Below are 25,104 nucleotides of genomic sequence, written 5' to 3'. Positions count from 1 at the left end.
TGCAGGCAGCATGATTTAAAATCGCTATTTCTCAGACTATCAGCCCGGAGCACGCGCCAATGCGGTCTTTTCCGCCTCGCTTGGCGTGCCGAGAAAGATCTCGCCTTCAGCCTGGTCCTGAATACGCATCACCGCATGCTTGCCATCGGCGGAAAACAGCACACGAACGGCGCTTTGCTCGCAACGCTTCGGCTGGCAGGCGTAGAACAATTGCATGGGCTTGTCGTCTACAGGCATTTCAACGGAAGCGAGCCCGATATAATCATCCTTGCCGACCATGTTCAGCACCCAGAGCGGAATCCCCTGACGGCCACGCACCAGCCCCGTCAGCGCATCGCGATGCGGCTTGGAGGTTTTCACGGTCTGCGCAAGGAAATTGCCGGAGAGATTTTCAGCTGCTGCCGGAATCGCAAAAAGGCAGACAAGAGCGGTCAGCAGCAGTATCCAGCGGGCCATGCAAATCTCCTGTCAAATATCTGGCCGCGCCCGCCGGTAAGGCCAATTGGGCAATGCCAGCCCATCACGCAGTCTGCTTCACATAAATGTCCGGGTCGAAATCGACACGCTTCGCTTTCCCGTCTGGCATTTTCAACACGAGTTCGACACCGCCCCCAATGGAATGCATGTAGCGCACGATGGACGATATCAGCACATCATCAGCATTTTCCATTTTCGAAACGGTATTCTGCGTCATGGCGGCTCCTGATGCGACCTCCTGCTGCGTGGCCTGCATAGCCTTGCGCACTTCCGCCAAAGCCTTACCCAGGCGACGATCTTGACGTTTTGCGTCAAGCCGAACACGAACATCGTCGGGGAGTTCCGCGCGTAACGTCTTCCACTCAGTGCTCATTGCGCTTGGTCCTTTAGCCAGGAAGAAAATCGTGCGTCAGCTTTGCCGATCAATTGTTTGTAAAACAGCGTTTTGCTCATGCCTTGCTTGTCGCCTCCACAAAGAATGATCGCACTTTGGGCCGGGTCGAAGGCAAAAGCAAAACGCCAGACCTGCTTTCCAAATTTGACCCTGATCTCCTTCATATTGGCATGATCCGAACCAGAAAGCGTACCCACCTCAGGACGACCCAAAAACGGGCCATCGTCTTCGAGATGATCCAATACCTCACCCACCAATTCCTTCAAACCCAAGTCCAATGCCTTCCACTCAGGAATGAAGTCGGAATGGAACCGCACGATGTATATCATCAATCATCCAAAAAATATATATTTAAAGATATAAAAACAAGAACCGTCGAAGACGGTCAGACAGCCTCGCGCAATTGCTCCGCCGTCTGTAAATCCACGGACACCAGCTGGGAGACACCCTGTTCGGCCATGGTGACGCCGAACAGCCGATTCATGCGGGCCATGGTGATCGGATTGTGGGTGATGATCACGAAACGGGTCTGGGTCGAGGCCGCCATTTCGTCCATCAGGTTGCAATAGCGCTCGACATTGTGGTCGTCGAGCGGCGCATCGACCTCGTCCAGCACGCAAATCGGCGCCGGATTGGTGAGGAAGACCGCGAAAATCAGCGCCATCGCTGTCAAGGCCTGCTCACCGCCGGACAGCAGCGTCATGGTTTGCGGCTTTTTGCCAGGCGGTCGGGCGAGGATTTCCAGGCCAGCATCCAGCGGATCGTCGCTTTCGATCAACTGCAATTCCGCCGTGCCACCGTTGAACAAGTGGGTGAACAGCCGCTGGAACTGCGCATTGACCACGTCGAAAGCCGCCACCAGCCGTTCCCGGCCCTCGCGGTTCAGGCTCTGGATCGCGCCCCGCAGTTTGCGGATCGCGTCGATCACATCGTCGCGCTCCTTGATCAGGGCTGCGAGCTTATCGGACAATTCCTTCTGCTCTTCATCAGCGCGCAGGTTGACGGCGCCCAGCCGTTCGCGCTCGATTTTCAGGCGGTCCAGATCACGCTCGACCTCGCGCAGGTCAGGGATCGCGTCATCGGGTTTCAACCCGGTCAGGCGGAAGGCTTCGTGCGGGCCGACATTGAGCGCTTCCTGAATACGGGCCTCGGCATCCTTGCGCCGCTCGCGTCCAGACAGCAATCGTTCTTCCGCCCTGCCCCGGCGCTCGCGCGCTTCGGCCAGCGCCGACAAGGCGCTAGCAGCGACCTGATCGGCCTGACGCTGGCGGGCCTCGGCCTCCACCAGCCGGTCGGCGGCAGCACGCCGTGCGGCTTCGGCCTTGTCCAGCTCGCCCATCAGCAGACGGCGCTTTTCATCGAATTCGTCGGGGGCCGCTTCCAGCTCGGCCATTTCGTCGCGGGCTTCCGCCTCGCGCTCCCTCAGCGTGGCGATATGCTGGCTAGCACTAGCCGCCCGTTGCGCCCAGCTTTGCCGCTCCTGACGGATCGCCATGATCCGGCGCTGGCGCTGGTCGTTTTCTCGGGCAAACCCTTCATGGCGGGCACGGGCTTCGGCCACCAGTCCGCGACCGGTAGCGACCTCCATCTGCAATTGCCGCAATTGGTCGTCCAGCGACGTCAGGTCGGCCTGATCGGCAAGGGCAATCTGCGCCTCTTCGGCCAGGCTTTCGGCCTCTTCGATCTGGGCGCGAAGCCCGTTGACCGCCTCTTCCACCACGGCGCGACGGCGCAGCAGATCACCGCTGGCACGCTCGGCAACGGTCAGCGCCTCGCGGGCTTCCGACAGCTGACGCAGGATCAACCGTTGACGCTCACGCCCTTCTGCAAGCCCAGCCTCGCTTCGTGTCACCGTCTCGCGCGCTGCCGTCAATTGTTCTTCAGCGTCTTCCAGCCCGATGCGAGCCTCGTCAACCTCTTCTTCCAATGCCTTCAGGCGGTTCTTCTGGGCAAGGCGAAGGGCTGCCGCACTCGGCGCTTCAGAGCCTGTGACATGGCCATCCCAACGATAGACGGCCCCCTCCCGCGTCACCAGCCGCTGGCCGGGTTTCAGGTCCGGTTGCAGGCGTTGCGCGGTGGCCGCATCGGTGATGCCAATCTGTTTTAGCCTACGCAACAAAGCTTGCGGTGCGGACACATGCGTGGCGAGAGCGACGATGCCAGCGGGCAAAGCCGGGTCATCGCCATCCGGCCCGGGCATGGCCCAATGGGCGGGCGCACGCGCATCAAGCGGGCTTTCCAGATCGTCGCCAAGCGCGGCACCAAGCGCAGTTTCAAAGCCGCGCTCGACGGTTAGTGCATCGGCCACAGGCGAAAATTCTCCGGCGCTGGCCGAAGAGGCCAGCATTTTGGCAATAGTTTTCGCCTCGGTTTCCAACGCCGCCAAGGTAGAGCGTGCCGCGTCCACCGGGCCACGGGCCAGTGCCTCGGCGCGACGTGCGGCACTTAAAGCCTCTTCCGCTTGCGCAACCGTGCTTTCAGCCTCTTCCACGGCATATTCACCGGCTTCCACCGCCTCGCGCTTTTCCTCCGGGTCCGGCAGGGCCGCGAGCTTTTCGGCCACGGCATCCAGTTCGCGGCCTGCCTCGTCGGCCTGACGCTCCAGCCGCAATCGCTTGTCGGCAAGGTCGCGCAGCGCCCGTTCCAACTGGTTGCGCCCGGCTGCCGCCTCGGCGCGTTCGGCGGTGATTGCGGCAAAGCGGGATTCGCTGTCGGCAAGGCTGGCAGAGGCGTCTTCCAGGGCGATGCGCAGATCGTCGGCCTCCTGGCCGCTTTCCGTCAGCACCTCTTCCAGTTCGGCTTCCTCGGCAGCCAGCCGCTCAAGAATTTCGGCATTGTCATCAACCAACCGCTGCTCGCGGGTAATATCCTCTTCCAGCTGCAACAGCCGCCGGGTCAGTTCGTCACGACGCTTGAACAGCCGTCCGGCATCCTCCTCCAGCTGGCTGCGGGCAATCTGCAAGCGTTGCAGGCTGGCTGCGGCCTTGACCTCTTCGTCACGCAACGCAGGCAATTGCAGGCTGGCAATAGCTTGGGCCTTGGCCGCCTCCATCTGCTCCTGCGCCCGTTCGGCCACCAGCGAGGTCGTCTCGTTGAGCGACGCTTCCGCCTCGGCCTCGGCCTGCCGCGCTTCCGTCCAGCGGATGTGCAGCAGCATGGCATCGCGGGCGCGGATATCGGCGGATAGCATCTTGAAGCGATTGGCCTGACGGGCCTGGCGCTTCAGGCTCTCGATCTGGCTTTCCAGCTGGGCGACAATATCCTCCAGCCGCTCCAGATTGGTTTCGGCGGCACGCAGCCGCAGTTCCGCCTCATGACGGCGCGAATGCAGGCCGGAAATACCGGCGGCCTCTTCCAACAATTGCCGGCGTGCCTGCGGCTTGGCCTGGATCAACTCGCCAATCCGCCCCTGGCCAACCATCGACGGCGAACGCGCCCCGGTCGAGGCATCGGCAAACAGCAATTGCACATCCTTGGCGCGGGCTTCCTTGCCATTGATGCGATAGACAGAACCGTTTTCCCGTTCGATACGGCGGCTGACCTGAATTTCGTCGCTGTCATTGAAGGCGGCGGGCGCGGTGCGATCAGAATTGTCGAGATATAGCCCAACCTCCGCCGAATTGCGGGCCGGGCGATTGCCGGAGCCGGAAAAGATCACGTCATCCATGCCGGAAGCGCGCATGTTCTTATAGGAGTTTTCCCCCATCACCCAGCGCAGCGCCTCAACCAGATTGGACTTGCCGCAGCCGTTTGGCCCGACAACACCGGTCAGTCCGCGCTCGATGATGAATTCGGTGGGCTCGACAAAGGATTTGAAGCCGACGACCCGAAGCTTGGTGAACTTCATGGGCCTATCCCAACAAAGAGATCCTCAGGAGCAGCAGCCTCTGAAGCGTATTGTCTGCCAGATTGAGAAGGTTTTTGAAAGGAACAGTCAAAAGGAAGACCGTGTGGCTCCCCCTCACCCCGCCTCCGCTGCGCTCGGCGGACCTCTCCCCGCTGGGGAGAGGAGAACCGAGACGCTGCGGTTCCTGACTCTTCTCCCCAGCGGGGAGAAGGTGGCGGCAGCCGGATGAGGGGGGCGAAGCCCAACACTGACACCGGCCACAAAAAAACGGGCGCATGGCTTTCGCCACCGCCCGTCTTGATCGGATGCGCAGTGTCAGAGAAGGCTGTCGATGAGCGCCGACATGGATTCAACCGACATATCTCCAGAATAGCTTTTGCCGTTGATCAGGAAGGTCGGGGTTGCGTTGACGCCAAATTGCTTGGCGCCGCGGTCCCGCTCTGCGGTTACATCACCGGCAAGCTTGGTGTTCGTCAAGCAAGCCTGGAAGCTTTCCTGTGTGAAACCGGCCATTTTCGACATTTGCAGCATGGCACCGCGCACATCGCCATTGTCAGGCGCGGCCCAGGAGCGCTGCTGCTTCAGGAACATGGTGATGAACGGATAATATTGATCCTTCGGGGCGCAACGCGCCAGCATGAAAGCAGCGGTGGCAGCAGGGTCGAAGGGAAATTCGCGGAACACGAAATAGACCTTGCCGGTATCGATGTATTTTTCCTTGATCGTATCGAAGGTCGTGGCGTGGAAATGAGCGCAATGCGGGCAGGTCATCGAGAAATATTCGACGATCTTGACCGGCGCATCGGGCTTGCCAAGCGCCATGTCCGGCAGGGCGCCGGGTTTCATCACCTCTGCCATATCGACATCATGGTCGGGCTTGGGCATTTCGGCGGCGGCAAAGGCCGGGCTTACCATGCCGGAGACGGCGAGGCCTGTGGCCGCCGTGGCGATACCGGCCAGAAGATGGCGCTTGGTCAGGGTCAGTTCTGAATTCGACATTATTTCACCCGCATAGAGTAACGATCGTGCTGTAAACCTGCGCCCGGTTATACCTGTCTCTCACAACCTGACAATACATCATCTGGCAAGACATCGCTCGCAAGACTGAGTTGTCGCGAGACAGGCACACCACCGCCCCACAGCACGGTTCAGACTGTATGTGAGGGTTTTGGCCTGCCAATTCAAATTACAAAGCTGTCATTTCGGCTTTTTTTGCGACAACACCGCCCGGCCCAGCCGCTCGACTGCTTTTTTGAGCTTGTCGCTTTCAATCCCCTCAGTCATTTCCGAGAGCTTTTTCGCCTGCACCGCATCCAGACGGCCCGGCCCGCGCCGGTGCTTGGCGGTGTTGGAGACCGGTTTTTGCACGATCCGAATCTGCCCGATGGCCGGATAGCCGAAAAACCCGTTGATGCGAGCAATCAACTCGCCCTGCGCATGGTTGAGAAACAGCGCCCGCGCCCCTTCGCAGGCAATGGTCAGCACGCCCGCCTTATAGCCGCCGGATTGACCGGCAGGCGCACTCGACTTCGGGCCGGATTTCTGGCCCGAATCCTGTCCGGCATAGTCGCGCCTCGGCCAGACGATCTTTTCAGGCCGTGTGCAATCGGCAAAATCGGCCCCGGCAATCTCGTCCCAGGACGACAGCAGCGCCGTCGAAATCCCGGCACGCCGCGCAATCACCGGATCGATGATACCGTTGGCCAGTTCCGAAATCTGGGCAGCGCCGCGTTTTTTGAAGGCCATGGCTGGATGGTGCCTCGTCATTGCAATCCGGAACGCTTGATATGCGCCGTGATTCGTCACCATATATATAGTATGAGCATGAAAACCCGAAAACTTGCCGAACATACCTCTCACGAAGACGGGCCAAGCACTGACGACCTTCTCGCCTGGTATGACCGCCATCACCGTGATCTGCCCTGGCGGATCTCGCCGCCAATGGCAGCGCGTGGTGTCAGGCCTGATCCCTATCACATCTGGCTTTCGGAAGTGATGCTGCAACAAACCACGGTGCAGGCGGTCAAACCCTATTTCCTGAAATTCCTGGCCCGCTGGCCGAAAGTCACCGATCTTGCCAGCGCGCCCACCGAGGACGTGATGGCGGCCTGGGCGGGCCTGGGCTATTACGCCCGCGCCCGCAACCTGAAAAAATGCGCCGAGGCTGTCGCCGATCTGCATGGCGGCGTGTTTCCCGACACCCAGGAAGGCCTGCAATCACTGCCCGGCATCGGCGATTATACCTCCGCCGCCATTGCCGCCATTGCGTTTAACCGGCAGGCGGCTGTGATGGATGGCAATGTCGAGCGAGTGATTTCGAGGCTCTATGCGATATCCGATCCCCTGCCTGGCGCCAAACCGGCGATCAAGGCACAGGTCGCGGCGCTGACGCCCACTGAGCGGCCCGGCGACTTCGCGCAAGCGATGATGGATCTGGGAGCGACGATCTGTACGCCAAAACGGCCTGCCTGTTCGCTCTGTCCGTTCAACACCCACTGTCTGGCGCTGAAAGCCCATGACCCCGAGCATTTTCCGGTCAAGGCAGCGAAAAAGGCCAAGCCGATACGGCTTGGTGCCGCCTTCATCGCTCTTGATGACCGCAACCGCATCCTGCTGCGCAAGCGCGCCGACAAGGGGCTTCTGGGTGGCATGACGGAAGTGCCGACCACCGAATGGACGGCTCGCATCGACGGCGACGACAGCGAGGCCAGCGCGCCGATGGATGCCAATTGGCGGCCCTGCGGCGTCATCACCCATGTGTTTACCCATTTCGAGCTACGGCTGACGATCTTCCGGGCCGATGCGGTCAAGGTTCGGCCCGATGATTACCATTGGGCCGATCACGGATGGTGGGAGCCGCTCATCAATCTTGAAGCCCAGGCCTTGCCGACGGTGATGAAAAAGGCGATCACCCAGGCTATACCCGAGGCCTTCGCAGTCAGAAAAATGGAATAGAGCATGGCAGAGATCCGGCATATCGTTTTCGACATCGGCAAGGTACTGATCCATTACGACCCCAATCTACCGTTCAGCCGGATCATCCCGGATGCAAAGGAGCGGCAATGGTTTTTCGACAATGTCTGCACCCACGAATGGAACCTTGAGCAGGACCGGGGCCGTACATGGGCCGATGCCGAAGCGCTGCTGATTGCCGAACATCCCGACCGCGAAGCGCATATCCGCGCCTTTCGCCAGCACTGGCGCGAAATGGTGCCGCATGCCTATGATGGCACCGTCGAGATCTTCAATGCCCTGATCGATGAGGGCCGCGATGTGACGATGCTGACCAATTTCGCCGCCGACACCTTTGTTGAAGCCCGCGAGATGTTTCCCTTCCTCAACCGCCCGCGCGGCGTCACAGTGTCGGGCGAAATCGGCCTGATCAAGCCGGATGTGGCGATTTATCAGCGCCATGCCACGGATTTTGGTCTCGATCCCGCCCATTCGATTTTCATTGATGACAGCCTGCCCAATGTGGTCGGTGCCAAGGCTGCTGGTTGGCAGGCGGTGCATTTCGAGAACCCGGAAAAACTCAAGGCCGATCTCAAAAACGGCGGCGTGCTCTGATGGCTAAAGTGTTTCTCGACGGCCATATCGACGTCACAGAGGATCGGCTGGAAGCCGTAAAGGCGGCTCTGCCTGAGCATATCGCCCTGACGCGGGCCGAGCCGGGGTGCCTGTCTTTCAACGTCGAAGCCTGCCCTACTATCACCGGGCGTTTTCTTGTTTCGGAAGTCTTTGTTGATAAGGCCGCTTTCGACGCGCATCAGCAGCGCACGAAAGCATCGAACTGGTTCACAGTGACACAGGGCATTGCCAGGGATTATACGATCAGGGCTTGATAGCCCTGGTCTCCAGCCTATTTCCTCAAAACCTCGTCACAGGGACGGCCGAGCCGGGACATCGATATGATCCGGCTCCAGCCCGGCCTTGGCGCGCGCCACCATCATCTCGTAGGCATCTTCGAGATGCTGAGTAAAACGGTTGGTGTCAAACAGCGGCGTGGTGTGCCTGTTGGCGGCGATCCGCTCGCGCAGCGGCAAAAGGCGAGATGGGTTGCGGGCGAAATCCAATGCCTGCGCAATATAGGCCTCGACCGTTGGCGCCACGAGTTCGGGGATGTCGAGCGCGCTCAGGAGACTTTCCGAAACCCGGGATGCGAAATTATGGCCCTTGAGCGCCAGAACCGGCACACCGGCCCAGAGACAATCGGACGTGGTGGTGTGACCGCAATAGGGAAAGCTATCGAGCACGAGGTCGACGGCCTGCACACGCGCAAGATGCGATGCATAAGCCAGTGGCGGCGCGAAAATCAGCCGGTCCGCCGAGAGCCCCTGCCGGGTGAAATAGGCACGCAGATTGTCCCTGACCTGTTCTTGCCCGCAGAGCAAACACATCACGCTATCCGGCACCTCTCGGAAGATGGAGAGCCAGGCATCGGCGGTCTGCGGGCTGATTTTCTTGACATTGTTGAACGAGGCAAAGATAAATTTGTGCTCCGGCAACCCCAGGACCGTTCTCGGTGCAGGTGGCGGCAAGGGCCGATTGATATTGTCATTCGGCTCATAGGTCTCCGGCAGGCGGCAGAGTTTCTCATGATAGAACGGCTTGCTGCTATCCGGCGTCACGATCGGGTCGCCGATGACGTAATCGCAGTCAATGCCGGTGCCGGTGGAGGGAAAGCCCAGCCAGGCCACCTGGATCGGCGCCAGACCGGAATTGACCAGATCGATCCGGGCATCCTGGGTATGGCCTTGCAGATCGATGAGAATATCGATGCCATCGCTCCTGATCAGATCACTCGCTGCCTGCGTTGAGAGGTCGGCAATTTGCTTGATCGTCCCCATGCGAGCCCGCGATCCGTTGTCACGGTCGATCTTGGCCTGTTTTGTATAGCAATAAAGAATGATCTCGAACCGGCTTCGGTCATGACGTTCGAGGACGCCCTGCAAGTTGACCATCACGGCATGATTGCTGGTGAAATCGCCAGAGAGATAGCCGATGCGGATTTTGTCACCATAGACATGCGGCTTCGTGCGGCGAGCCAATCTGATCTGCGGCGAGATGACCGATTTTTCCTGGTTCGGTAGGCGGGCAAGCGTGCTCTCATCATCGCACCAGTAAAGGGCGCTCAGCGGCAGTTCGCAGGACGTCGCAAATTCATCGGCAGCCGCGATGGCGCGCGCAGCCTCGTCGTTGGCCAGCTTTAGCTCATCCAGCATTGCGAGTTCGAAAAGACGATTGCGGCGCAGGAGAGCCGCTTCAAGATGGCGTGGGTCATCCTGCAAGATATGCTCGGCAAGGGCGACAGCTTTTTCTCTATTTCCCAAGTTTTTATAGAGATCGTAAGCCAGTTTGCGCAGCTGCGCGCCTTCCCCCCCAAGACGCTCCGCCGCCCGCACGTAATGATCCGCCGCCGCTTCGGCATAGCCGAGCTTGTAGAGACATTGTCCGCCGATGATCGCCATCCTGGGGTCATCGGCAAGGCCCGGCGGCAAAGCCTTCACCTCATCAAGGGCAGCCTGGAACAGGCCCTGTGAATAAAGCGACAGGATCGTATTGGTAAGGTCAGCGGTCATGATGGTCCGGAAATTCTACCAAGGATCAATACAGGCTCTTCCTCGACCGCTCGGGCAGTTCCTTGTCATAGGCTTCGCCATCAAAGCCGCTCACAATGTTCTTCAGCATCTGGCCAGCCGACGGCAGGGTGGAGCGCTCGACATGGCGGGAGGCGTCCCAGAGATTTGAGCGGAGAATAGCCTTGGCGCAGTGGAAATAGACGCTTTCAATTGCCAGAAGGATCACGCTTTTCGGCAGTTTTCCATCAACAGTGAAGCGGGCGAGCAGGCCCGGATCGGCGCTGATCGTGGCACGGCCATTGACCCTCAGTGTTTCACCAACACCGGGGATGAGAAACAGCACAGATGTCCGACCGTCTGCGATGATGTTCTTCAGGTTATCGATCCGGTTGTTGCCAGGGCGATCGGGAATGGCCAGCGTCTTGCGGTCAAGAATTGCCACGAAGCCCGGCGCATCACCCTTGGGCGAGCAATCGGTGCCGTCAGCGCCGACAGTGGCGAGCAGGATGAAAGGCGAAGCGCTAACGAAGGCGGCGTAATCATCGTTCAGATGGTCGATTTCCTTGGCAAGCGATGTCTCCTTCACCGTGCCATAGAGGGCTTCCAGCTGTTGCAGCGTAGTAATGGTCATCATCCGCCTCCCGCGTTATCGCGTCTTATACCACGCCAGATTGCGCGCCATAATCATCGTTTACCTTGATGATTTACCCGGATCAACCCTTGGCGGCATCCGCGCAGATCGCTTCCAACGCCGCCTCGAAATCGCGGGTGAAGCGGGGCGTATCAAACAGGGGTGCGGTATCGCGGGCTTGAAGGAGGTTCTGGCGCAGGTGAGATTGGCGGACCTCATCCTGCGCCAGTTCGACCGCCAGGCGGCCGAATTCGGTGAGATCGTCGGCGACCAGCTCGGTCAAGCCAACGGCACTCAAAAGACTTTCGCTGACGCGGCCGGCAAAATTCGTGCCTTTCCAGGTCAGAACAGGCACACCAGCCCAAAGGGCATCCGCCGTTGTCGTATGGCCGTTACAAGGCCCCGTATCAAGGGCGATATCAGCATAAGGCACCCGGCGCAAATGCTCCGAGAGCGGTTTTTTCGGCGCAAAGATCAATCTCTCCGGCGCCACTCCCAGCCGGACAGCTGCGGCGCGAAGATTGTCTCGCGTCACTGGTAGCATATCAATCAGCCAAAGCACCGACCCATCAACCGATTTCAGGATTTCCATCCAGGTTTTGAACACCTGATATCGAATCTTCACCGCCTGATTGAAAGAACAGAACACCACACCCTTTTCCGGCAGGCCATGGAGGCTGCGCGGGCCATCGCGCATCACCTTTTCGCGGGTATTGTCATTGCATTGGTAGCTATTGGGCAGCCGGAAGATTCTCTCGGCATAGAACTGCTCTGATGATGGCGGGGCGACAATGGCATCGGCAATGGCATAATCGATGCCAACACCCACCACGCTGCCTGGAAAACCGAGATAGGCCACCTGCACGGGGGCCGGACGGCGGCAAAAAATCCCCAGCCGGTTCTCGAAAGTAAATCCCTTGAGGTCGATCAGGATGTCGAGATCAAGCTGCCGTATGGCGGCAGCAGCCTGATCGTCATCCAAGTCGATGATGTCGACATAGTGATCGATGGCCTCAAGGAAACGGTGACGTAGCGCGCCCTTGCGGTTCTTCGCTGCGGTATGGCAAATGCCAAAAATCTCAAAACGGTCGCGATCATGGTTTTCGATCACGCCGGTCAAAAGCGACAGCGTCGCATGCTGGTATAGGTCTGCCGAGACATAGCCGACCCTCAGCCTTTGCCCGGACCGGGCTTTATAAGGCCGCCGCGGAGCAACCGTGCCGCGATGCTTCTCTCCCGTCCGGATCGCACTCAGCACATGATAGGCCTCATCGCCAGACCATTGCAGCGCGCGAAAGACGTTTTCGCGGATGTCCAGCACCGCGCCATCCGCAGCATAGGCAGCCTCAAGCTCACCCTGTAGCCGCGTGGCCAGGTCGAAATCGCAGAGGTTCATCGCGCACCAGAACAATTCCGTCAGCGCCAGCCGTTCCGTCGGGCGGGCCTCATAGGCTGCCTTCAGCACGACAAAGGCTTTCTCCGCCTGACCGGCCCCCAACAGAACCATGCCTGCATTCAGCCAATTGTCGAAATCGCGGCCAATCGTCACCAGCTTAAGCGCATAGGGCAGCGCATCCGGATAACAGCCCGCCTCGCGGTAAAGGCTGCAAATCGAATGATTGGCATCGACATCATCAGGCATATAACGGTGCAGCGCCAGCAACGCGCGCAGAGCCAGATCGTCGTGACCGGATTCAAGGTAATGAGAGCAGGCACGAAAGGCGACGTCGCGTTTGCGCGATGGCGTAAGCGCGATCACCCGCTCGAACAGGTCGGCAGCCTCCAGCCGGTTACCAAGACGCTCATGCACGGTGGCGGCGAGAATATAAGCCTCGGCATTGCTTCGTTCAGCTTGCAACAGGCGCGAAACGGTCGTCAGCGCCGCCTCATAGGCGCCCTCCCCGTATTGCTCCAGTGCCTGCCTGTATAAAGCCGCCAAAACCCGTCTCCCATCTGTTGAAAATGGGAAATAAAGCGGCAGACTTGTCCGAACCTGTTTAAGGCTTCGAGAATAGCCGTTAAGTGCTTATAATTAGATATCTAATTTATCTTAAACGCACATCTGCAACTTGAAGATATTGCAAAATAAATCTATCGCAAAAGTTACTATATAAGCGCTTGACCTAGGACCGAAATGCCCGGCGCGGAAACCGGGCCGGGCATTGTCACTTTCATCGGGACTGAATACAAAAACCGACGAAGATAGTCAGCATCGGCGCCGATGATTAAGAAATCGTAAGGACAGCAAAGTCTGCGCCGACCCGGCACGATAAGCTTATCCCGCCAACTTGCCCATGCCGGCGCGCACCAGGCTGCGCAGGTCGTCGATCGGCTTCAGCTTGCCTGCGTCCTCATAGTGCCAGAAGGTCCAGCCATTGCAGGCATCCAGTCCACGCACCTGGGCGCCGACGCGGTGGATGGAACCGGCTTGCGTGCCGGAAACCAGCGTGCCATCGGCGCGGATGATGGCGCTATGGCGACGTTTTTCACAGGTCAGCACTTGGCCGGGCTGCAAAAGACCGCTGTCGAGAAGCGTATTGAAGGCGACGCGCGGCTCGGATTTCTTGCCGGTCAACACGGTCAGTTCCACCTTGCCCAGTGCCTCGACAGCGTCGATGCGGGCGGAAGCGGCGTCGATATAGTCCTGCTCACGCTCGATGCCGACGAAATTGCGGCCCAGACGCTTGGCAACGGCACCCGTCGTGCCAGAGCCGAAGAACGGGTCGAGCACCACATCACCGGGCTTGGTCGAGGCCAGGATGACCCGGGCCAGCAGGGCTTCCGGCTTCTGGGTCGGATGGATCTTCTTGCCGTCCTCGCCCTTCAGACGCTCGCCGCCGGAGCAGATCGGAAACAGCCAGTCGGAACGCATCTGCACGTCGTCGTTGGAGGCCTTCAGCGCATCGTAATTGAAGGTATAGCTCTTGGCCTTGGCATCGCGCGAGGCCCAGATCATCGTTTCATGGGCGTTCTGAAACCGACGACCCTTGAAATTTGGCATCGGGTTGGTCTTGCGCCAGACGATATCATTCAGGATCCAGAAATTCAGGTCCTGAAGCGTCGCGCCAACCCGGAAAATATTGTGATAGGAGCCGATAACCCAGATGGTGCCATGCGGCTTCAACACGCGCCGGCAGGCAAGCAGCCAGGCGCGTGTGAAGGCATCGTAAGCCTCGAATGAGGCGAACTGGTCCCATGCATCGTCCACGGCGTCGACAACAGACTGGTCCGGCCGGTGGAGCATGCCCCCCAACTGCAGATTATACGGCGGATCCGCAAAGATCGCATCCACCGATTGATCCGGCAGAGCCTCCAAAGCCGCAACACAGTCGCCCTTGATGATACTGTTCATCCAGGCGAAGGGATCGTTGGAGCGACGAAGGTCGGCGAGCGGGAAAACAGAGGCCATGGAATACTCACTGGTTACGCTGACGCAGCACATATTGAACAGTGCCTATGGTTACCGAACTTGGTTACCAAATGCTGAACGGTGAGCTTAAATTTCCATGCAATTTCAGGTCGACAGCCAGATTGCCTCTTGTCAGGTCTCAACGGCCAGGGAATTCGAAGACGGATGATCCCGAGGTGAGCGATCAAGCCGCGGGCGGATTCACCAGCGCTCCGCTATAACCCTCAGCCGCGATGCCATCGCAGAGCGACGACCATTCGCAGTCATGACAGGCAGACCGCACCGACCCCGTGGCAAAGGCGGCGCGCAACCGCGCCAAAAGAGAGGCATCCGGGGTGATGATTGTGCCGGTCTCCACCGGGCGAGACAAAAGCTCGGCCACGGCATCCCTGGCTTTCCGGTCGCGTTCCAGCACGCTGTCACGAAAACAATGAGCCGTTTGCGAATGGGTTAAGGGCTGACAGAGATCATCGGGGCCATCGACGATCTCAATAGATTCACCGTCGGTCAACCGCGCAGCGACGCGGCGATAATTGGCGACGAAGTCGGCAGTATAGCCTTCACCGACAAAGGTCAGCATGCAGAGCAGATGATGACCGCGCAGCCGCACCGTCATGGCATTAATCCTTCATTCGTTGGGCTTTATAGGTTGCGCTGGGCTTTTCAGCCTGCTCAACACGTTTGTCGTTTTACCGATCGTTTTTGCAGGCTCACGCATCATCATCCGACAATCGCAAACCGCTCCGGCTGCGGCTCACCGCGACGTGGCGCGGGCGCCCGGCCAATCCACTGCACATGCCGCTCCAGGATGGCCGTCGCTTCCCCGACGGCGTTGCGGCGCAAGGCATCCAGGATGGCGCGGTGATCGTGATCGGTGCGGCGCTCCCAACCACTTTGCCAGCCTGCCAGCAGGAAATGAGCGCTGACCGCATGCAAGTCATCGATGGCAGTCAGCAGGCGCGGCATATCGCAGGTGGAAACGATCAGGCGGTGAAAGCGTCGATTGGCCGCCTCCCAGTCCTCGACATTGTCGGCGCGGTCGCAGGCGCAGGTCGCGGCTTCCGCTTCGTCCAGCAGCGCGGGTGTCAGATGCGGAGCGGCATGCTTCAGCGCCAGCACTTCAAGGGCGGCGCGCATTTCCGCCACTTCGCGCACCTGTTTCAAATCGAAACTCGCCACCCGGACCCCGCGGCGCGGCAGACTGACGACCAGGCCCTGCGCCTCCAGACGCCGGAACGCCTCCCGCACCGGCACCTGGCTTACCGAAAATTCCTCGGCAATATGGTCCTGTGCCAGCCGAATGCCGGGCTGTAGTTCTCCATGCACGATGCGTTGCGCCAATACGCGGGCAATCCTCGCGGCTATAGTGTCGTCCTTGGCTTTGCTCATGTCTCCTGATTAGGCTGAAGGGGAAAATTTGTCGAGAGAGACGCAGATCTGCCCTGAACATCTGGACCATGAACATTCGGCAGATCTGCGCAATTGTTCTTTACCTCCGTATCGTGTAGTCAGGCATTTCCCCCGACAACAGGATATGATGAGCATGGCTGGCTTCGACCTCACCCTTTTCGATTGTGACGGCGTGCTCGTCGATTCCGAAATCATTGCCGCCAAGGTGGAATCCAAGCTGCTGACCGAGGCCGGTTATCCGATTTCCGTCGAGGAAATGGGCGAGCGATTTTCCGGCATGACCTGGAAAAACATCCTGATGACCATTGAGAAGGAAGTGGATATTCCGCTCTCGGCCAGCCTTATCGACAAGTCGGAAGCCCTGTTGGACCAGCGGCTGGCCCGCGAGGTCAAGCTGGTGGAAGGAGTCACCTACGCCCTGTCACGTCTGCAAGGGCCGCGCTGCATCTGCTCCAATTCGTCGTCCCAGCGGCTGGACATGATGCTGACCAAGGTCGGCCTCAAGGAATTTTTCGCACCCCATGTCTATTCCGCCAAGGATCTCGGCGCTGACCGGGTCAAGCCGAAGCCGGATATCTATCTGCATGGCGCCGCCCAGTTCAACGTCAAGCCGCAAAATTGCGTGGTGGTGGAAGACAGCGTGCACGGCGTCCATGCCGCCCGCGCCGCAGGCATGCGGGTCGTCGGCTTTACCGGCGCGTCCCACACCTATCCCTCCCATGCCGACCGCCTGACCGAAGCCGGTGCGGAAACCGTCATCGCCCGGATGATGGACCTGCCAGCAGTGATTGCCGCCATGGCCGAATGGGACCATGTGATCTAGAGTTTGTTTCCAGGTTTTTGAAAGCGTCAGCGCTCATTCACCCAGGCGCCACAGCGGGTGGGAGGCGAACGGTGAGCGCCTGCGGCAGAATGCTGAAGCGCAATGCGCCGGGCCTGATCACTTCGCCATCGGCCTCGGCCATGGGGATCTTGCCGTGCGGCTCAATGTCGATCACCTGGCCGCGATGGGTTTTGATCGCGGACAAATTCGCGTGACTGCCATTCGCGAAAGCCGCAAAGATCTTCAGATTGCCAATGGCCCCGCAATGGCGCGCAAAGACCAGATCGAGTTGGCCATCGTCCAGCAAAGCCTGCGGCGCGGCGCGCACACCGGCGCCAAACCAGCCGCCATTGGTAACGGCGGCCACAAGAACCGCGCCGTCATAAACGCGCTTTCCATCCACTGAGATACGCAGGGATGCGCCCCTGTAGCGGGCGATGCGCACCAATGACATCAGCCGATAGCGCAGAAAAGCCGGCAGACGCGAGGGGCCACGGTTTGCCTCGATCGCCGCGACGATCTCGCCCGAGACGCCGGTACTGGCGACATTGATGAAATGCGTGGTCTTCACCTCGCCACCGCCCACATGGCTTTGCAGAACCCCGACATCGATACGGCGCGGGGCGGCCGTAGCAATCGCCTGCAATTGGCGCTCGGTCGTCGCGGGCCAATCAAAATTGCGGGAAAAATCCGCGCCCGTGCCGCCCGGCAGGAAGGCAAAGGCGGTTTGTGGATAAAGCGACGTCAGCAGACCGTCCACAGCCTGGCCAACCGTGCCATCGCCACCCACCGCCAGGACCAGATCGGTTTCCGGCGCGACAGCGGCGCGCACCTGGGGACCCGTCATACCCCTGACGGTTTCGACCAGCGAATAGCCGGGAAAAATCTCCGCAAGGGCACGGGCCGTGGCAGGCCATCTATGAGCACCGCCCGCCACAGGATTGCGAATGACCGTGACCCTCATGCCGGACCTACCATTGCCGCGCCGCTATTCATGAAAACATCAAGAGCGTGCGGCGTCCTTGTTTTTACGTATTTGCGAACACAAAACCGTTTCGCGCTTCTGCTGAAATGCTCAACACACAGAAAGAGCGACAGCGCCGAGCACCATAGGTGACGCGGCGCTGTCGTGCCTGACAGGCTTATTTATGCTTTTTGCCGGATGGCTTGCCCGTGGTCTTGGCCGGACCTTCATCGAAGCCGACAAAGATCTGCGTCGCCGCCGTGGCATTGGCAGCCATGGTGATATCGCGGCTAAACAGGAACTGGGCCGGCTGATCGGCACTGGCGAGGTTGGCGGTAAACGGCACCAGTTCCGAGGACACTACCGTATCGCCATCGACAACGGCAACCCGGATCGGCATGTTGATCGATCCGGCATGACCCTGCGGACCCGCCACCAACCGACCCGCCACCTGGACCTTGACGGTCAGCGTGGTGTCGGACTGGGTGCAGGCGCGGGTGGTTTCGGCAAGCGAGGCCTGGAACACCACGTCCTGCGGGTCCTTGGACCCCGACTTGGCATAGGTGCGGTAGAAGGAGGTACCGTCACGCAGCGAGATTTTCGGGCAGACGGCCTGAACCACAGCGCCAGAAGACGCTGCCGGGGCGCCCGCCGTGGCGGCACCGGAGACCGATGTCGTGGCATTAGAGCTGAACAGGCCGCCGCCACTGGCGCCGGAACTGGAGCTGGCCCCGGAGCCGCTGGTATTGCAACCGGCCAGAAAAACGGCCAGGACCGGAACAATAACCAGAGCCGACTTATTAACCTGAGCCAAATTATTAACCTGAGATGGGGCGGACGAGCCGCGCATTATAGATTGAAACACCGGGTCACACCTTCTGCATCATGACTTCGTCTCACCGCGTGGAGGATGCGGCTGGAAACAGGAAAATCTCCCGTAATCAGCCTTTCCTTATCGGTTGGCGATGGTCTATACCAGCGACGTGGCAAAAAATCGATCAGCTAGCGCGTGCTTTGTTGCAATTTTCGGCAAAGCATCGGCAAGACTCTGAATCATTGTGGCGGCCATCAAACTTTAGACCGGGCATGACCTTTAGACCGAGGATACTGGCATGGACTTTATTTCCACTCGCGGCGAGGCGCCCGCTCTCAATTTTTGCGACGCGCTTCTGGCAGGCCTTGCCCGTGACGGTGGCCTTTACCTGCCCCGCGAATGGCCGAAAATGCGCAAGCGCGACATCCGGGCGCTGCGTGGCAAGACCTATCAGGAGGTCGCATTCGCCGTGCTGAAACCCTTCGTGGACGGCGAAATCAAGGATGATGCCCTTCAGGCGATGATCCATGACGCCTATGCCACCTTCCGCCATCCTGCTGTCGCGCCTTTGGTGCAGACCGGGCCGAATTCCTATATTCTTGAACTGTTCCACGGCACGACGCTGGCCTTTAAGGATGTCGCCATGCAATTGCTTGGCCGGCTGATGGATCACGTTCTGCGCGAGCGCGGACAGCGCGCCACCATTGTCGGGGCCACCTCGGGCGACACCGGCGGGGCGGCCATCGATGCCTTTGCCGGACTTGATAATATCGACATGTTCATCCTGTTTCCCAAGGGCAAGGTCTCGCCCGTGCAACAGCGGCAGATGACCACATCCAAGGCCGGGAATGTCCGGGCGGTGGCCATCGAAGGCAATTTCGACGATTGCCAGGACCTAGTCAAAGCCATGTTCAACCATGTCGCTTTTCGCGACAAGGTGCAGCTATCCGGCGTCAATTCGATCAACTGGGCACGGATCATGGCCCAGGTGGTCTATTATTTTACCGCGGCCCTTTCTCTGGGGGGACCGGACCGCAAAATATCCTTCACCGTGCCAACCGGCAATTTCGGCGATATTTTCGCGGGCTATGTGGCGCGCGAAATGGGCCTGCCCATCGACAAGCTGGTGATTGCCACCAATGACAACGACATCCTGGCCCGCACGCTGAAAACCGGTCGCTACGAGATGCGCGGCGTGATGGCCACCAGCTCGCCATCAATGGATATCCAGATATCGTCGAATTTCGAGCGCCTGCTGTTTGAAGCCAGCGACCGCAATGCTGGCGAGATCCGTTCGCAGATGGCGTCCCTCAAGCAATCCGGCGCTTTCGAGATCAAGCCGGACACGCTCAAAACCATCCGAAAACTGTTCCGGGCCGGACGCGCCACGGAAAAGGAGGTCGCCAAGACCATCGCCACCACTTTGGCTGAAACCGGCTATCTGCTTGATCCCCATACGGCTTGCGGCGTGGTGGTCGCATCGAAATTCGAAAAGCCGCAAAGCCCGATGGTGACGCTGGCCACCGCCCATCCCGCCAAATTTCCGGCGGCGGTAAAATCGGCATCGGGTATTGACCCCGCGCTTCCGACGTGGCTTGCTGATCTCATGGATAGGGAGGAGCGTTTCGACGTCCTTGCTGGCGAGCTCGATGTGGTGGAGGCATTCATCTCCGCTCACTCGCGCGCCGGTGCTTAAGAAACGCGGAAAGATAGACCATGAATGTTGAGTGCACCCGCCTGCCTTCGGGGCTGACGGTCGTTACCGAGAAAATGCCGCATCTGGAAAGCGTCGCGCTGGGCGTCTGGGTCAAATCCGGTTCGCGCGATGAAACCGCCGAGGAACATGGCATTGCCCATCTTCTCGAACACATGGCTTTCAAGGGCACCAAACGGCGTAGCGCCCGCCAGATCGCCGAGGAAATCGAGAATGTCGGCGGCGAATTGAATGCCGCGACATCGACCGAAACAACCTCCTATTATGCCCGGGTTCTGAAGGACGATGTGCCGCTGGCCGTCGATATTCTTGCTGACATCCTCACTGATTCGGCCTTCGATGACGAAGAGTTGATCCGTGAAAAGCATGTGATCCTGCAGGAAATCGGCGCGGCCTTCGATACGCCCGATGATGTCGTCTTCGACCGTTTTGCCGAAACTGCTTTCCGTGACCAGATCGTCGGGCGCGGCATTCTCGGTACCCCGCAGACCGTGGATGGCTTCACCAGCGATCAGATCCGCACCTATCTTGCCCGCAACTATACCACCGACCGGATGTTCGTGGTGGCGGCTGGCGCCGTCGACCATGAAAGCTTCGTGCGCCAGGTGGAAGACCGTTTCAGCACGCTGCGCACCAAGCCTGCCGTCTCGCCGCTGATCACCCCTGCCCGCTATACCGGCGGCGAGGTGCGCGAAAGCCGCGACCTGATGGACACCCAGCTTTTGCTTGGTTTCGAGGGCCGCGCCTATCATGCGCGCGATTTCTACGCCTCGCAGATTCTGGCCAATATCCTCGGCGGCGGCATGTCCTCGCGGCTGTTTCAGGAAGTACGCGAATTTCGCGGTCTCTGTTATTCGGTCTATGCCTTTCACTGGGGCTTTTCCGATACCGGCATTTTCGGCATTCATGCCGCGACCGGCGGCGAAAACCTGCCGGAACTGGTGCCTGTCATCATCGAAGAGCTGCGCAAATCGGCAGAGCGGATCGAGCAGCAGGAAATCGACCGGTCCCGCACCCAGATCCGGGCGCAATTGCTGATGGGTCAGGAAAGCCCTGCGGCCCGCGCCGGACAGATCGCCCGGCAGATGATGCTTTATGGTCGGCCGATTTCCAATCCGGAACTGATGGAACGGCTGGAAAGCATTACCGTCGACCGGTTGACGGATCTTGCCGGACGGTTGTTCTTCGATGGCAACCCGCCGACATTGTCAGCCATCGGTCCGCTCGAACAATTGGCGCCCATGGAAGACATTCTTTCCGCCCTGTCGGGATCGCGCGACACGGTGTTGAAGGCGGCGCGTGGCTGAGGCGATTGCTCAATCCGGCTGATGGACTGGCAGCTGGGCTAGCCCTTCGGCTTGAGCCATATCTTTCAGCAGGTTCCCGCAATTCCTCCTGCATTCGGTGGAGTGGGAACCGTAACTGTTTGGGTGGGGGTATGACAAATGACGCGGTCTGTGTTCGGGTTTCTGTCGCGCCAGCCGGAACGGCCTGAACTGCGTGACGGAACACGTCTGCTGCGGCTGCCGCGCAATGGCGATTATAATCAATGGTACAGGTTGCGGTCTGAAAGCCGGGCCTTTCTTCAGCCCTGGGAGCCGCTCTGGCGTCCGGACGAGCTGACCGAAAGCGCCTTTCGATCGCGTGTCATGCGCAATGCCCAGGAATATGCCTGTGGATTGGCCGTGCCGTTTTTTCTGTTTCGCGAAAGCGACGCTGTGCTGATGGGCGGGCTGACCATCGGCCTGATCCGGCGTGGCGTCTCCCAGGCCTGTATGATCGGATATTGGATGGGCGAACGTTTCGCTGGCCAAGGCCATATGTTTGCCGCACTTCAATTGGCAAAACCGTATATCTTCAAGGAACTTGAGTTGCATCGTATCGAAGCCGCCTGTATTCCTGACAATGATAAAAGCATCCGGCTGCTGGAGCGGGCCGGTTTTGAACGGGAAGGTCTGTTGCGCGGATATTTGAACATCAACGGACAGTGGAGAGATCATGCGATCTACTCGCTTCTGGCGGAACCTGGTGCCGTTTCCGGCAAAAAACTCTATTCATGAATATATTCAGATACTCATCAGGGGCCAATTCCCAGCGTTTTTTTGAGCGGAAACAGGCCTTATCCAATCCGGGCCTGTTGCGGCTTGCTGCTGGCCTCCTCGTCCTGGTCCTGGCGCTGACGGGGTTTGGCGCGGGCGTGAGCCATGCCGCCGAACCGGTGAAAATCTCGCGTGACGATACCGCGCTCGACCTGACCGCGACGACGGAAATCCATCTTAACCAAGGCGAGGCGTTTCAGGTCTCCACGGCCGCTGGCGCCGATGGTATCCGGCGCCGCATCGAAGTGCGCGCCTCTTCGCCGCAGCACCAGGGCGATTGGGCGGTGTTCGCGCTCGCCAATGTGTCCGACGAGCAGTTGGAGCGAGTGATTGTCGCGCCGCACTATCGTCTCGTCAATTCCAAGGTGTTCTGGCCTGATCTCGGCTCGCAGCGGATCATTTCCATTACCCCCAGCGAAGGATTTTCGCTGGACCGGGTGCCGAGCGACGATGCGGACGTGTTTCGCATCACTCTCAATCCGGGCGCGGTGGTGACGTTCGTTGCCGAACTGGCCACGCCAAACCTGCCGCAGATTTACCTGTGGGAGCCGGATGCCTATAAGGATACGATCAACTCGTTCACGCTCTATCGCGGCATCGTGCTGGGCATTTCCGGCCTGCTGGCGGTGTTCCTGACCATTCTGTTCGTGGTGCGTGGCACATCCATGCTGCCCGCTGCGGCCTCGCTGGCCTGGGCAGTGCTTGCCTATATCTGCGTCGATTTCGGTTTCCTTGGCAAACTGATCAGCATCACCACCCATAGCGAGCAGATCTGGCGAGCCGGGGCTGAAGTGGGTCTGGCGTCCGGCTTCGTGATCTTTCTCTTTACCTATCTCAACCTCAATCGCTGGCATGTGAACCTCGGCTACGCGACCTTTGCCTGGATCTTGGGCCTGGTGCTGCTGTTTGGCGTGGCAATCTACGATCCGTCGATTGCCGCCGGCATTGCCCGCCTGTCCTTTGCGCTGACGGCCACGGCGGGGATCGCGCTGATCGTCTATCTCGGCTTCAACCGCTATGACCGCGCCATCTTGCTGGTGCCGACCTGGACGCTGATCATCGTCTGGCTGATTGCCGGCTGGATGACGGTGACCGGGCGGCTATCCAATGACATCATCCAACCTGCCCATGGCGGCGCGCTGGTGCTGATCGTACTGCTGATCGGCTTTACCGTCATGCAGCACGCCTTTGCGGGCGGCGGCTATAACCAGGGTCTGTTTTCCGATCTGGAGCGGCAATCCCTGGCGCTGACCGGGGCTGGCGACATTGTCTGGGACTGGGATGTGGCCCGCGACCGGGTGGTGACCATTCCCGATATTTCCACCCGGCTGGGTCTTAGCCACGGCGCGCTGCACGGGGCTGCCCGCAACTGGATCCCCAGCCTGCACCCCGATGACCGCGACCGGTTTCGCGCCACGCTGGATGTGCTGCTGGAACACAAGCGCGGGCGGCTGAACCACGAATTCCGCATCCGCGCCGATGACGGGCATTTCCACTGGCTGCATATTCGCGCCAGACCCGTATTAGGAGCCAACGGCGAAATCATCCGCTGCATCGGCACGATTGCCGATGTCACCGAACAGAAAAACACCGTCGACCGGCTGTTGCAGGATGCGATCAACGACAATCTCACCGGATTACCAAACCGGGAAGTGTTTCTGGACCGTTTGCAGACGCTTTTGACCGTGACCGCCACCGCCGATACGGTGCGACCGACTGTGATGATCGTCGACATCGACAATTTCGGTCGGGTCAACGATATGCTCGGCATTTCCGCCGGAGACAATATTCTGATCGCGCTGACCCGGCGGCTACGCCGCCTGTTGAAGCCGCAGGATACGCTGGCCCGGCTTTCGGGTGACCAGTTCGGCCTGATCCTGATTTCCGAGCGCGACCCGGCCAAGGTCGCTGATTTCGCCGATGCGGTCAGCAAGGCGATCATGGTGCCGATCAGTTTCGCCAATCGCGAAATCAACCTGACGGCCTCCATCGGCCTGGTGTCCTGGGTGGACCAGCAGGAGAGCGCCGCCGGACTACTGTCGGATGCCGAGCTTGCCATGTACCGCGCCAAGCGCGGCGGCGGCAACAAGGTAGAGCCGTTCCGCCCGGCCTTCCGGGGCACTGTCTCGGAAAAGCTGCAACTGGAAACTGAACTTGCCCGCGCCGTCGAGCGTGGTGAGCTAACCATGGTCTATCAGCCGATTGTGCGGCTGGAGGACGAGGAACTGGCCGGTTTCGAAGCGCTGATGCGCTGGGAGCATCCCAAGCGCGGCACGATCTCCCCTTCCGAATTCATCCCCCTGGCGGAAAGCTGCGACCTTATCATGCCACTCGGCATGTTCGCGCTGGAGCGGGCAGCAACGGATCTGGTCGAATGGGAGAAACAGACGGGCGAAATGCCGATTTTCGTCTCCGTCAACCTGTCCAGCGCCCAGCTGATCAACAACACGCTCTATACCGATATCCGCAGCCTGCTCAGCCGAGTCAATTGCAATCCGGCCCGGCTGAAACTGGAACTGACCGAATCCGTCGTGGTCGAAAATCCCGAACAGGCACGGCTGGTGCTGGAAAAGCTGAAGGATATCGGGCTCAGTCTCGCCTTGGATGATTTCGGCACCGGCTATTCCTCACTGTCCTATCTGACCCGCTTTCCCTTCGATACGCTCAAACTCGACCGGGAACTGGTGACCGACACCAGCGAGCGCCGCAATATCCTGTTGCGCTCGGTGATCGGGATGGCCAAGGACATGGGCATGGATGTCGTGGCGGAAGGCATAGCCAGCGAGGATGACGGCGACGAACTGGCGCAGATGGGCTGCCATTACGGCCAGAGCTTCCTTTACGGCGCTCCGGTCGGCCCGGAAGCGGTCATGCGTCTTTTGAAAGACCAGCAACAGCGGGCAAAGCGGGCTTGATTATACCGGAGGGCGGTGCTGTTCAGAC

The 25,104-nt window shown here is 59.6% G+C and carries 22 protein-coding genes; 8 read left to right on the top strand and 14 right to left on the bottom strand.

The features are described 5' to 3' along the window. Positions 1-39: 39 nt before the first annotated feature. The 6 genes from ASB66_RS09285 to ASB66_RS09255 form a co-directional block, all read right to left on the bottom strand. Complete coding sequence (locus ASB66_RS09285; RefSeq protein WP_060719053.1) at positions 40-456, bottom strand: Ivy family c-type lysozyme inhibitor; 417 nt, start codon at positions 454-456, stop codon at positions 40-42. A gap of 64 nt (positions 457-520) precedes the next feature. Further along, positions 521-850: a helix-turn-helix domain-containing protein gene (locus ASB66_RS09280; protein WP_060719054.1), complete on the bottom strand. Its 330-nt coding sequence runs from the start codon at positions 848-850 to the stop codon at positions 521-523. Then, positions 847-1,200, bottom strand: coding sequence for a type II toxin-antitoxin system RelE/ParE family toxin (locus ASB66_RS09275; RefSeq protein ID WP_060719055.1), 354 nt, complete (start codon positions 1,198-1,200; stop codon positions 847-849). Before ASB66_RS09275 ends, ASB66_RS09280 begins: the two co-directional genes overlap by 4 nt. A 56-nt stretch (positions 1,201-1,256) precedes the next feature. After that, on the bottom strand, positions 1,257-4,718 hold the full coding sequence (locus ASB66_RS09270) for a chromosome segregation SMC family protein (protein ID WP_060719056.1): 3,462 nt from the start codon (positions 4,716-4,718) through the stop codon (positions 1,257-1,259). Positions 4,719-5,033: 315 nt separating this feature from the next. After that, complete coding sequence (locus ASB66_RS09260) at positions 5,034-5,717, bottom strand: DsbA family protein (RefSeq protein WP_060719058.1); 684 nt, start codon at positions 5,715-5,717, stop codon at positions 5,034-5,036. 198 nt (positions 5,718-5,915) lie between these two features. Continuing rightward, a complete protein-coding gene (locus ASB66_RS09255) occupies positions 5,916-6,464 on the bottom strand; it encodes a DUF721 domain-containing protein (RefSeq protein WP_060719250.1) in 549 nt (182 codons plus the stop codon). A gap of 78 nt (positions 6,465-6,542) precedes the next feature. Between ASB66_RS09255 and mutY the strand changes: the two genes are divergently transcribed. The 3 genes from mutY to ASB66_RS09240 are packed head-to-tail and all read left to right on the top strand — an operon-like array spanning position 6,543 to position 8,560. Further along, on the top strand, positions 6,543-7,673 hold the full coding sequence (gene mutY / locus ASB66_RS09250) for an A/G-specific adenine glycosylase (RefSeq protein WP_060719251.1): 1,131 nt from the start codon (positions 6,543-6,545) through the stop codon (positions 7,671-7,673). A 3-nt stretch (positions 7,674-7,676) separates the two neighbouring features. Next, entirely contained in the window at positions 7,677-8,285 is a 609-nt protein-coding gene (locus ASB66_RS09245; protein ID WP_060719059.1) for an HAD family hydrolase, read from the top strand. Continuing rightward, on the top strand, positions 8,285-8,560 hold the full coding sequence (locus ASB66_RS09240; RefSeq protein ID WP_060719060.1) for a putative quinol monooxygenase: 276 nt from the start codon (positions 8,285-8,287) through the stop codon (positions 8,558-8,560). The genes ASB66_RS09245 and ASB66_RS09240 overlap by 1 nt, the downstream gene beginning before the upstream one ends. Positions 8,561-8,596: 36 nt before the next feature. Here ASB66_RS09240 and ASB66_RS09235 read toward each other — a convergent pair whose 3' ends face one another. The 6 genes from ASB66_RS09235 to ASB66_RS09210 form a co-directional block, all read right to left on the bottom strand. Next, positions 8,597-10,297, bottom strand: a complete 1,701-nt coding sequence (locus ASB66_RS09235; RefSeq protein ID WP_060719061.1) for an O-linked N-acetylglucosamine transferase, SPINDLY family protein — start codon at positions 10,295-10,297, stop codon at positions 8,597-8,599. A 25-nt stretch (positions 10,298-10,322) separates the two neighbouring features. Continuing rightward, positions 10,323-10,931 (bottom strand): pyridoxamine 5'-phosphate oxidase family protein, encoded by a 609-nt coding sequence (locus tag ASB66_RS09230; protein ID WP_081089118.1) that lies wholly within the window; start codon positions 10,929-10,931, stop codon positions 10,323-10,325. Between the two features lie 79 nt (positions 10,932-11,010). Beyond that, positions 11,011-12,867 carry an O-linked N-acetylglucosamine transferase, SPINDLY family protein gene (locus ASB66_RS09225; RefSeq protein ID WP_060719062.1) on the bottom strand — a complete coding sequence of 619 codons (1,857 nt, stop codon included), beginning with the start codon at positions 12,865-12,867 and terminating at the stop codon, positions 11,011-11,013. A 336-nt stretch (positions 12,868-13,203) separates the two neighbouring features. Further along, positions 13,204-14,337, bottom strand: a complete 1,134-nt coding sequence (locus ASB66_RS09220) for a site-specific DNA-methyltransferase (RefSeq protein ID WP_060719063.1) — start codon at positions 14,335-14,337, stop codon at positions 13,204-13,206. Positions 14,338-14,521: 184 nt separating this feature from the next. Continuing rightward, positions 14,522-14,953: a DUF1284 domain-containing protein gene (locus ASB66_RS09215; RefSeq protein WP_060719064.1), complete on the bottom strand. Its 432-nt coding sequence runs from the start codon at positions 14,951-14,953 to the stop codon at positions 14,522-14,524. Positions 14,954-15,057: 104 nt separating this feature from the next. Further along, on the bottom strand, positions 15,058-15,726 hold the full coding sequence (locus ASB66_RS09210) for a GntR family transcriptional regulator (protein ID WP_060719065.1): 669 nt from the start codon (positions 15,724-15,726) through the stop codon (positions 15,058-15,060). Positions 15,727-15,880: 154 nt separating this feature from the next. Between ASB66_RS09210 and ASB66_RS09205 the strand changes: the two genes are divergently transcribed. Beyond that, positions 15,881-16,570, top strand: coding sequence for an HAD family hydrolase (locus tag ASB66_RS09205; RefSeq protein WP_060719253.1), 690 nt, complete (start codon positions 15,881-15,883; stop codon positions 16,568-16,570). 37 nt (positions 16,571-16,607) lie between these two features. Here ASB66_RS09205 and ASB66_RS09200 read toward each other — a convergent pair whose 3' ends face one another. Both ASB66_RS09200 and ASB66_RS09195 read right to left on the bottom strand, forming a co-directional pair. Continuing rightward, entirely contained in the window at positions 16,608-17,534 is a 927-nt protein-coding gene (locus ASB66_RS09200) for a diacylglycerol/lipid kinase family protein (RefSeq protein WP_060719066.1), read from the bottom strand. Positions 17,535-17,712: 178 nt separating this feature from the next. Then, positions 17,713-18,348 carry a hypothetical protein gene (locus tag ASB66_RS09195; RefSeq protein ID WP_234612717.1) on the bottom strand — a complete coding sequence of 212 codons (636 nt, stop codon included), beginning with the start codon at positions 18,346-18,348 and terminating at the stop codon, positions 17,713-17,715. 298 nt (positions 18,349-18,646) lie between these two features. Here ASB66_RS09195 and thrC point away from each other — a divergent pair, with 298 nt between their 5' ends. The 4 genes from thrC to ASB66_RS09175 all read left to right on the top strand — a co-directional run bounded on the left by thrC (position 18,647) and on the right by ASB66_RS09175 (position 25,076). Continuing rightward, positions 18,647-20,044, top strand: a complete 1,398-nt coding sequence (thrC, locus tag ASB66_RS09190) for a threonine synthase (RefSeq protein WP_060719067.1) — start codon at positions 18,647-18,649, stop codon at positions 20,042-20,044. A 20-nt stretch (positions 20,045-20,064) separates the two neighbouring features. Next, complete coding sequence (locus ASB66_RS09185) at positions 20,065-21,369, top strand: M16 family metallopeptidase (RefSeq protein ID WP_060719068.1); 1,305 nt, start codon at positions 20,065-20,067, stop codon at positions 21,367-21,369. Between the two features lie 138 nt (positions 21,370-21,507). Then, positions 21,508-22,122 carry a GNAT family N-acetyltransferase gene (locus tag ASB66_RS09180; RefSeq protein ID WP_015915188.1) on the top strand — a complete coding sequence of 205 codons (615 nt, stop codon included), beginning with the start codon at positions 21,508-21,510 and terminating at the stop codon, positions 22,120-22,122. Next, positions 22,119-25,076, top strand: coding sequence for a sensor domain-containing phosphodiesterase (locus ASB66_RS09175; RefSeq protein WP_234612719.1), 2,958 nt, complete (start codon positions 22,119-22,121; stop codon positions 25,074-25,076). The genes ASB66_RS09180 and ASB66_RS09175 overlap by 4 nt, the downstream gene beginning before the upstream one ends. Positions 25,077-25,104: the final 28 nt, after the last annotated feature.

It is taken from the genome of Gillisella vitis, assembly GCF_001541345.2.
Classification (GTDB): Bacteria; Pseudomonadota; Alphaproteobacteria; order Rhizobiales; family Rhizobiaceae; genus Allorhizobium; species Allorhizobium vitis.
Note: the sequence above shows the minus strand (reverse complement) of the source record. Positions and strands in the feature narration are given on the sequence as shown.

Excerpts from the sequence above, each read along its gene's own strand:
- ASB66_RS09230 (WP_081089118.1), bottom strand. The coding sequence starts at position 10,931 with ATGATGACCATTACTACGCTGCAACAGCTGGAAGCCCTCTATGGCACG.
- mutY (WP_060719251.1), top strand. The coding sequence starts at position 6,543 with ATGAAAACCCGAAAACTTGCCGAACATACCTCTCACGAAGACGGGCCA.
- ASB66_RS09285 (WP_060719053.1), bottom strand. The coding sequence starts at position 456 with ATGGCCCGCTGGATACTGCTGCTGACCGCTCTTGTCTGCCTTTTTGCG.
- ASB66_RS09235 (WP_060719061.1), bottom strand. The coding sequence starts at position 10,297 with ATGACCGCTGACCTTACCAATACGATCCTGTCGCTTTATTCACAGGGC.
- ASB66_RS09270 (WP_060719056.1), bottom strand. The coding sequence starts at position 4,718 with ATGAAGTTCACCAAGCTTCGGGTCGTCGGCTTCAAATCCTTTGTCGAG.
- ASB66_RS09185 (WP_060719068.1), top strand. The coding sequence starts at position 20,065 with ATGAATGTTGAGTGCACCCGCCTGCCTTCGGGGCTGACGGTCGTTACC.
- ASB66_RS09210 (WP_060719065.1), bottom strand. The coding sequence starts at position 15,726 with ATGAGCAAAGCCAAGGACGACACTATAGCCGCGAGGATTGCCCGCGTA.
- ASB66_RS09245 (WP_060719059.1), top strand. The coding sequence starts at position 7,677 with ATGGCAGAGATCCGGCATATCGTTTTCGACATCGGCAAGGTACTGATC.
- ASB66_RS09175 (WP_234612719.1), top strand. The coding sequence starts at position 22,119 with ATGAATATATTCAGATACTCATCAGGGGCCAATTCCCAGCGTTTTTTT.
- ASB66_RS09205 (WP_060719253.1), top strand. The coding sequence starts at position 15,881 with ATGGCTGGCTTCGACCTCACCCTTTTCGATTGTGACGGCGTGCTCGTC.
- ASB66_RS09260 (WP_060719058.1), bottom strand. The coding sequence starts at position 5,717 with ATGTCGAATTCAGAACTGACCCTGACCAAGCGCCATCTTCTGGCCGGT.
- ASB66_RS09275 (WP_060719055.1), bottom strand. The coding sequence starts at position 1,200 with ATGATATACATCGTGCGGTTCCATTCCGACTTCATTCCTGAGTGGAAG.
- ASB66_RS09255 (WP_060719250.1), bottom strand. The coding sequence starts at position 6,464 with ATGGCCTTCAAAAAACGCGGCGCTGCCCAGATTTCGGAACTGGCCAAC.
- ASB66_RS09180 (WP_015915188.1), top strand. The coding sequence starts at position 21,508 with ATGACGCGGTCTGTGTTCGGGTTTCTGTCGCGCCAGCCGGAACGGCCT.
- ASB66_RS09240 (WP_060719060.1), top strand. The coding sequence starts at position 8,285 with ATGGCTAAAGTGTTTCTCGACGGCCATATCGACGTCACAGAGGATCGG.
- ASB66_RS09200 (WP_060719066.1), bottom strand. The coding sequence starts at position 17,534 with ATGAGGGTCACGGTCATTCGCAATCCTGTGGCGGGCGGTGCTCATAGA.
- ASB66_RS09220 (WP_060719063.1), bottom strand. The coding sequence starts at position 14,337 with ATGGCCTCTGTTTTCCCGCTCGCCGACCTTCGTCGCTCCAACGATCCC.
- ASB66_RS09280 (WP_060719054.1), bottom strand. The coding sequence starts at position 850 with ATGAGCACTGAGTGGAAGACGTTACGCGCGGAACTCCCCGACGATGTT.
- ASB66_RS09215 (WP_060719064.1), bottom strand. The coding sequence starts at position 14,953 with ATGACGGTGCGGCTGCGCGGTCATCATCTGCTCTGCATGCTGACCTTT.
- thrC (WP_060719067.1), top strand. The coding sequence starts at position 18,647 with ATGGACTTTATTTCCACTCGCGGCGAGGCGCCCGCTCTCAATTTTTGC.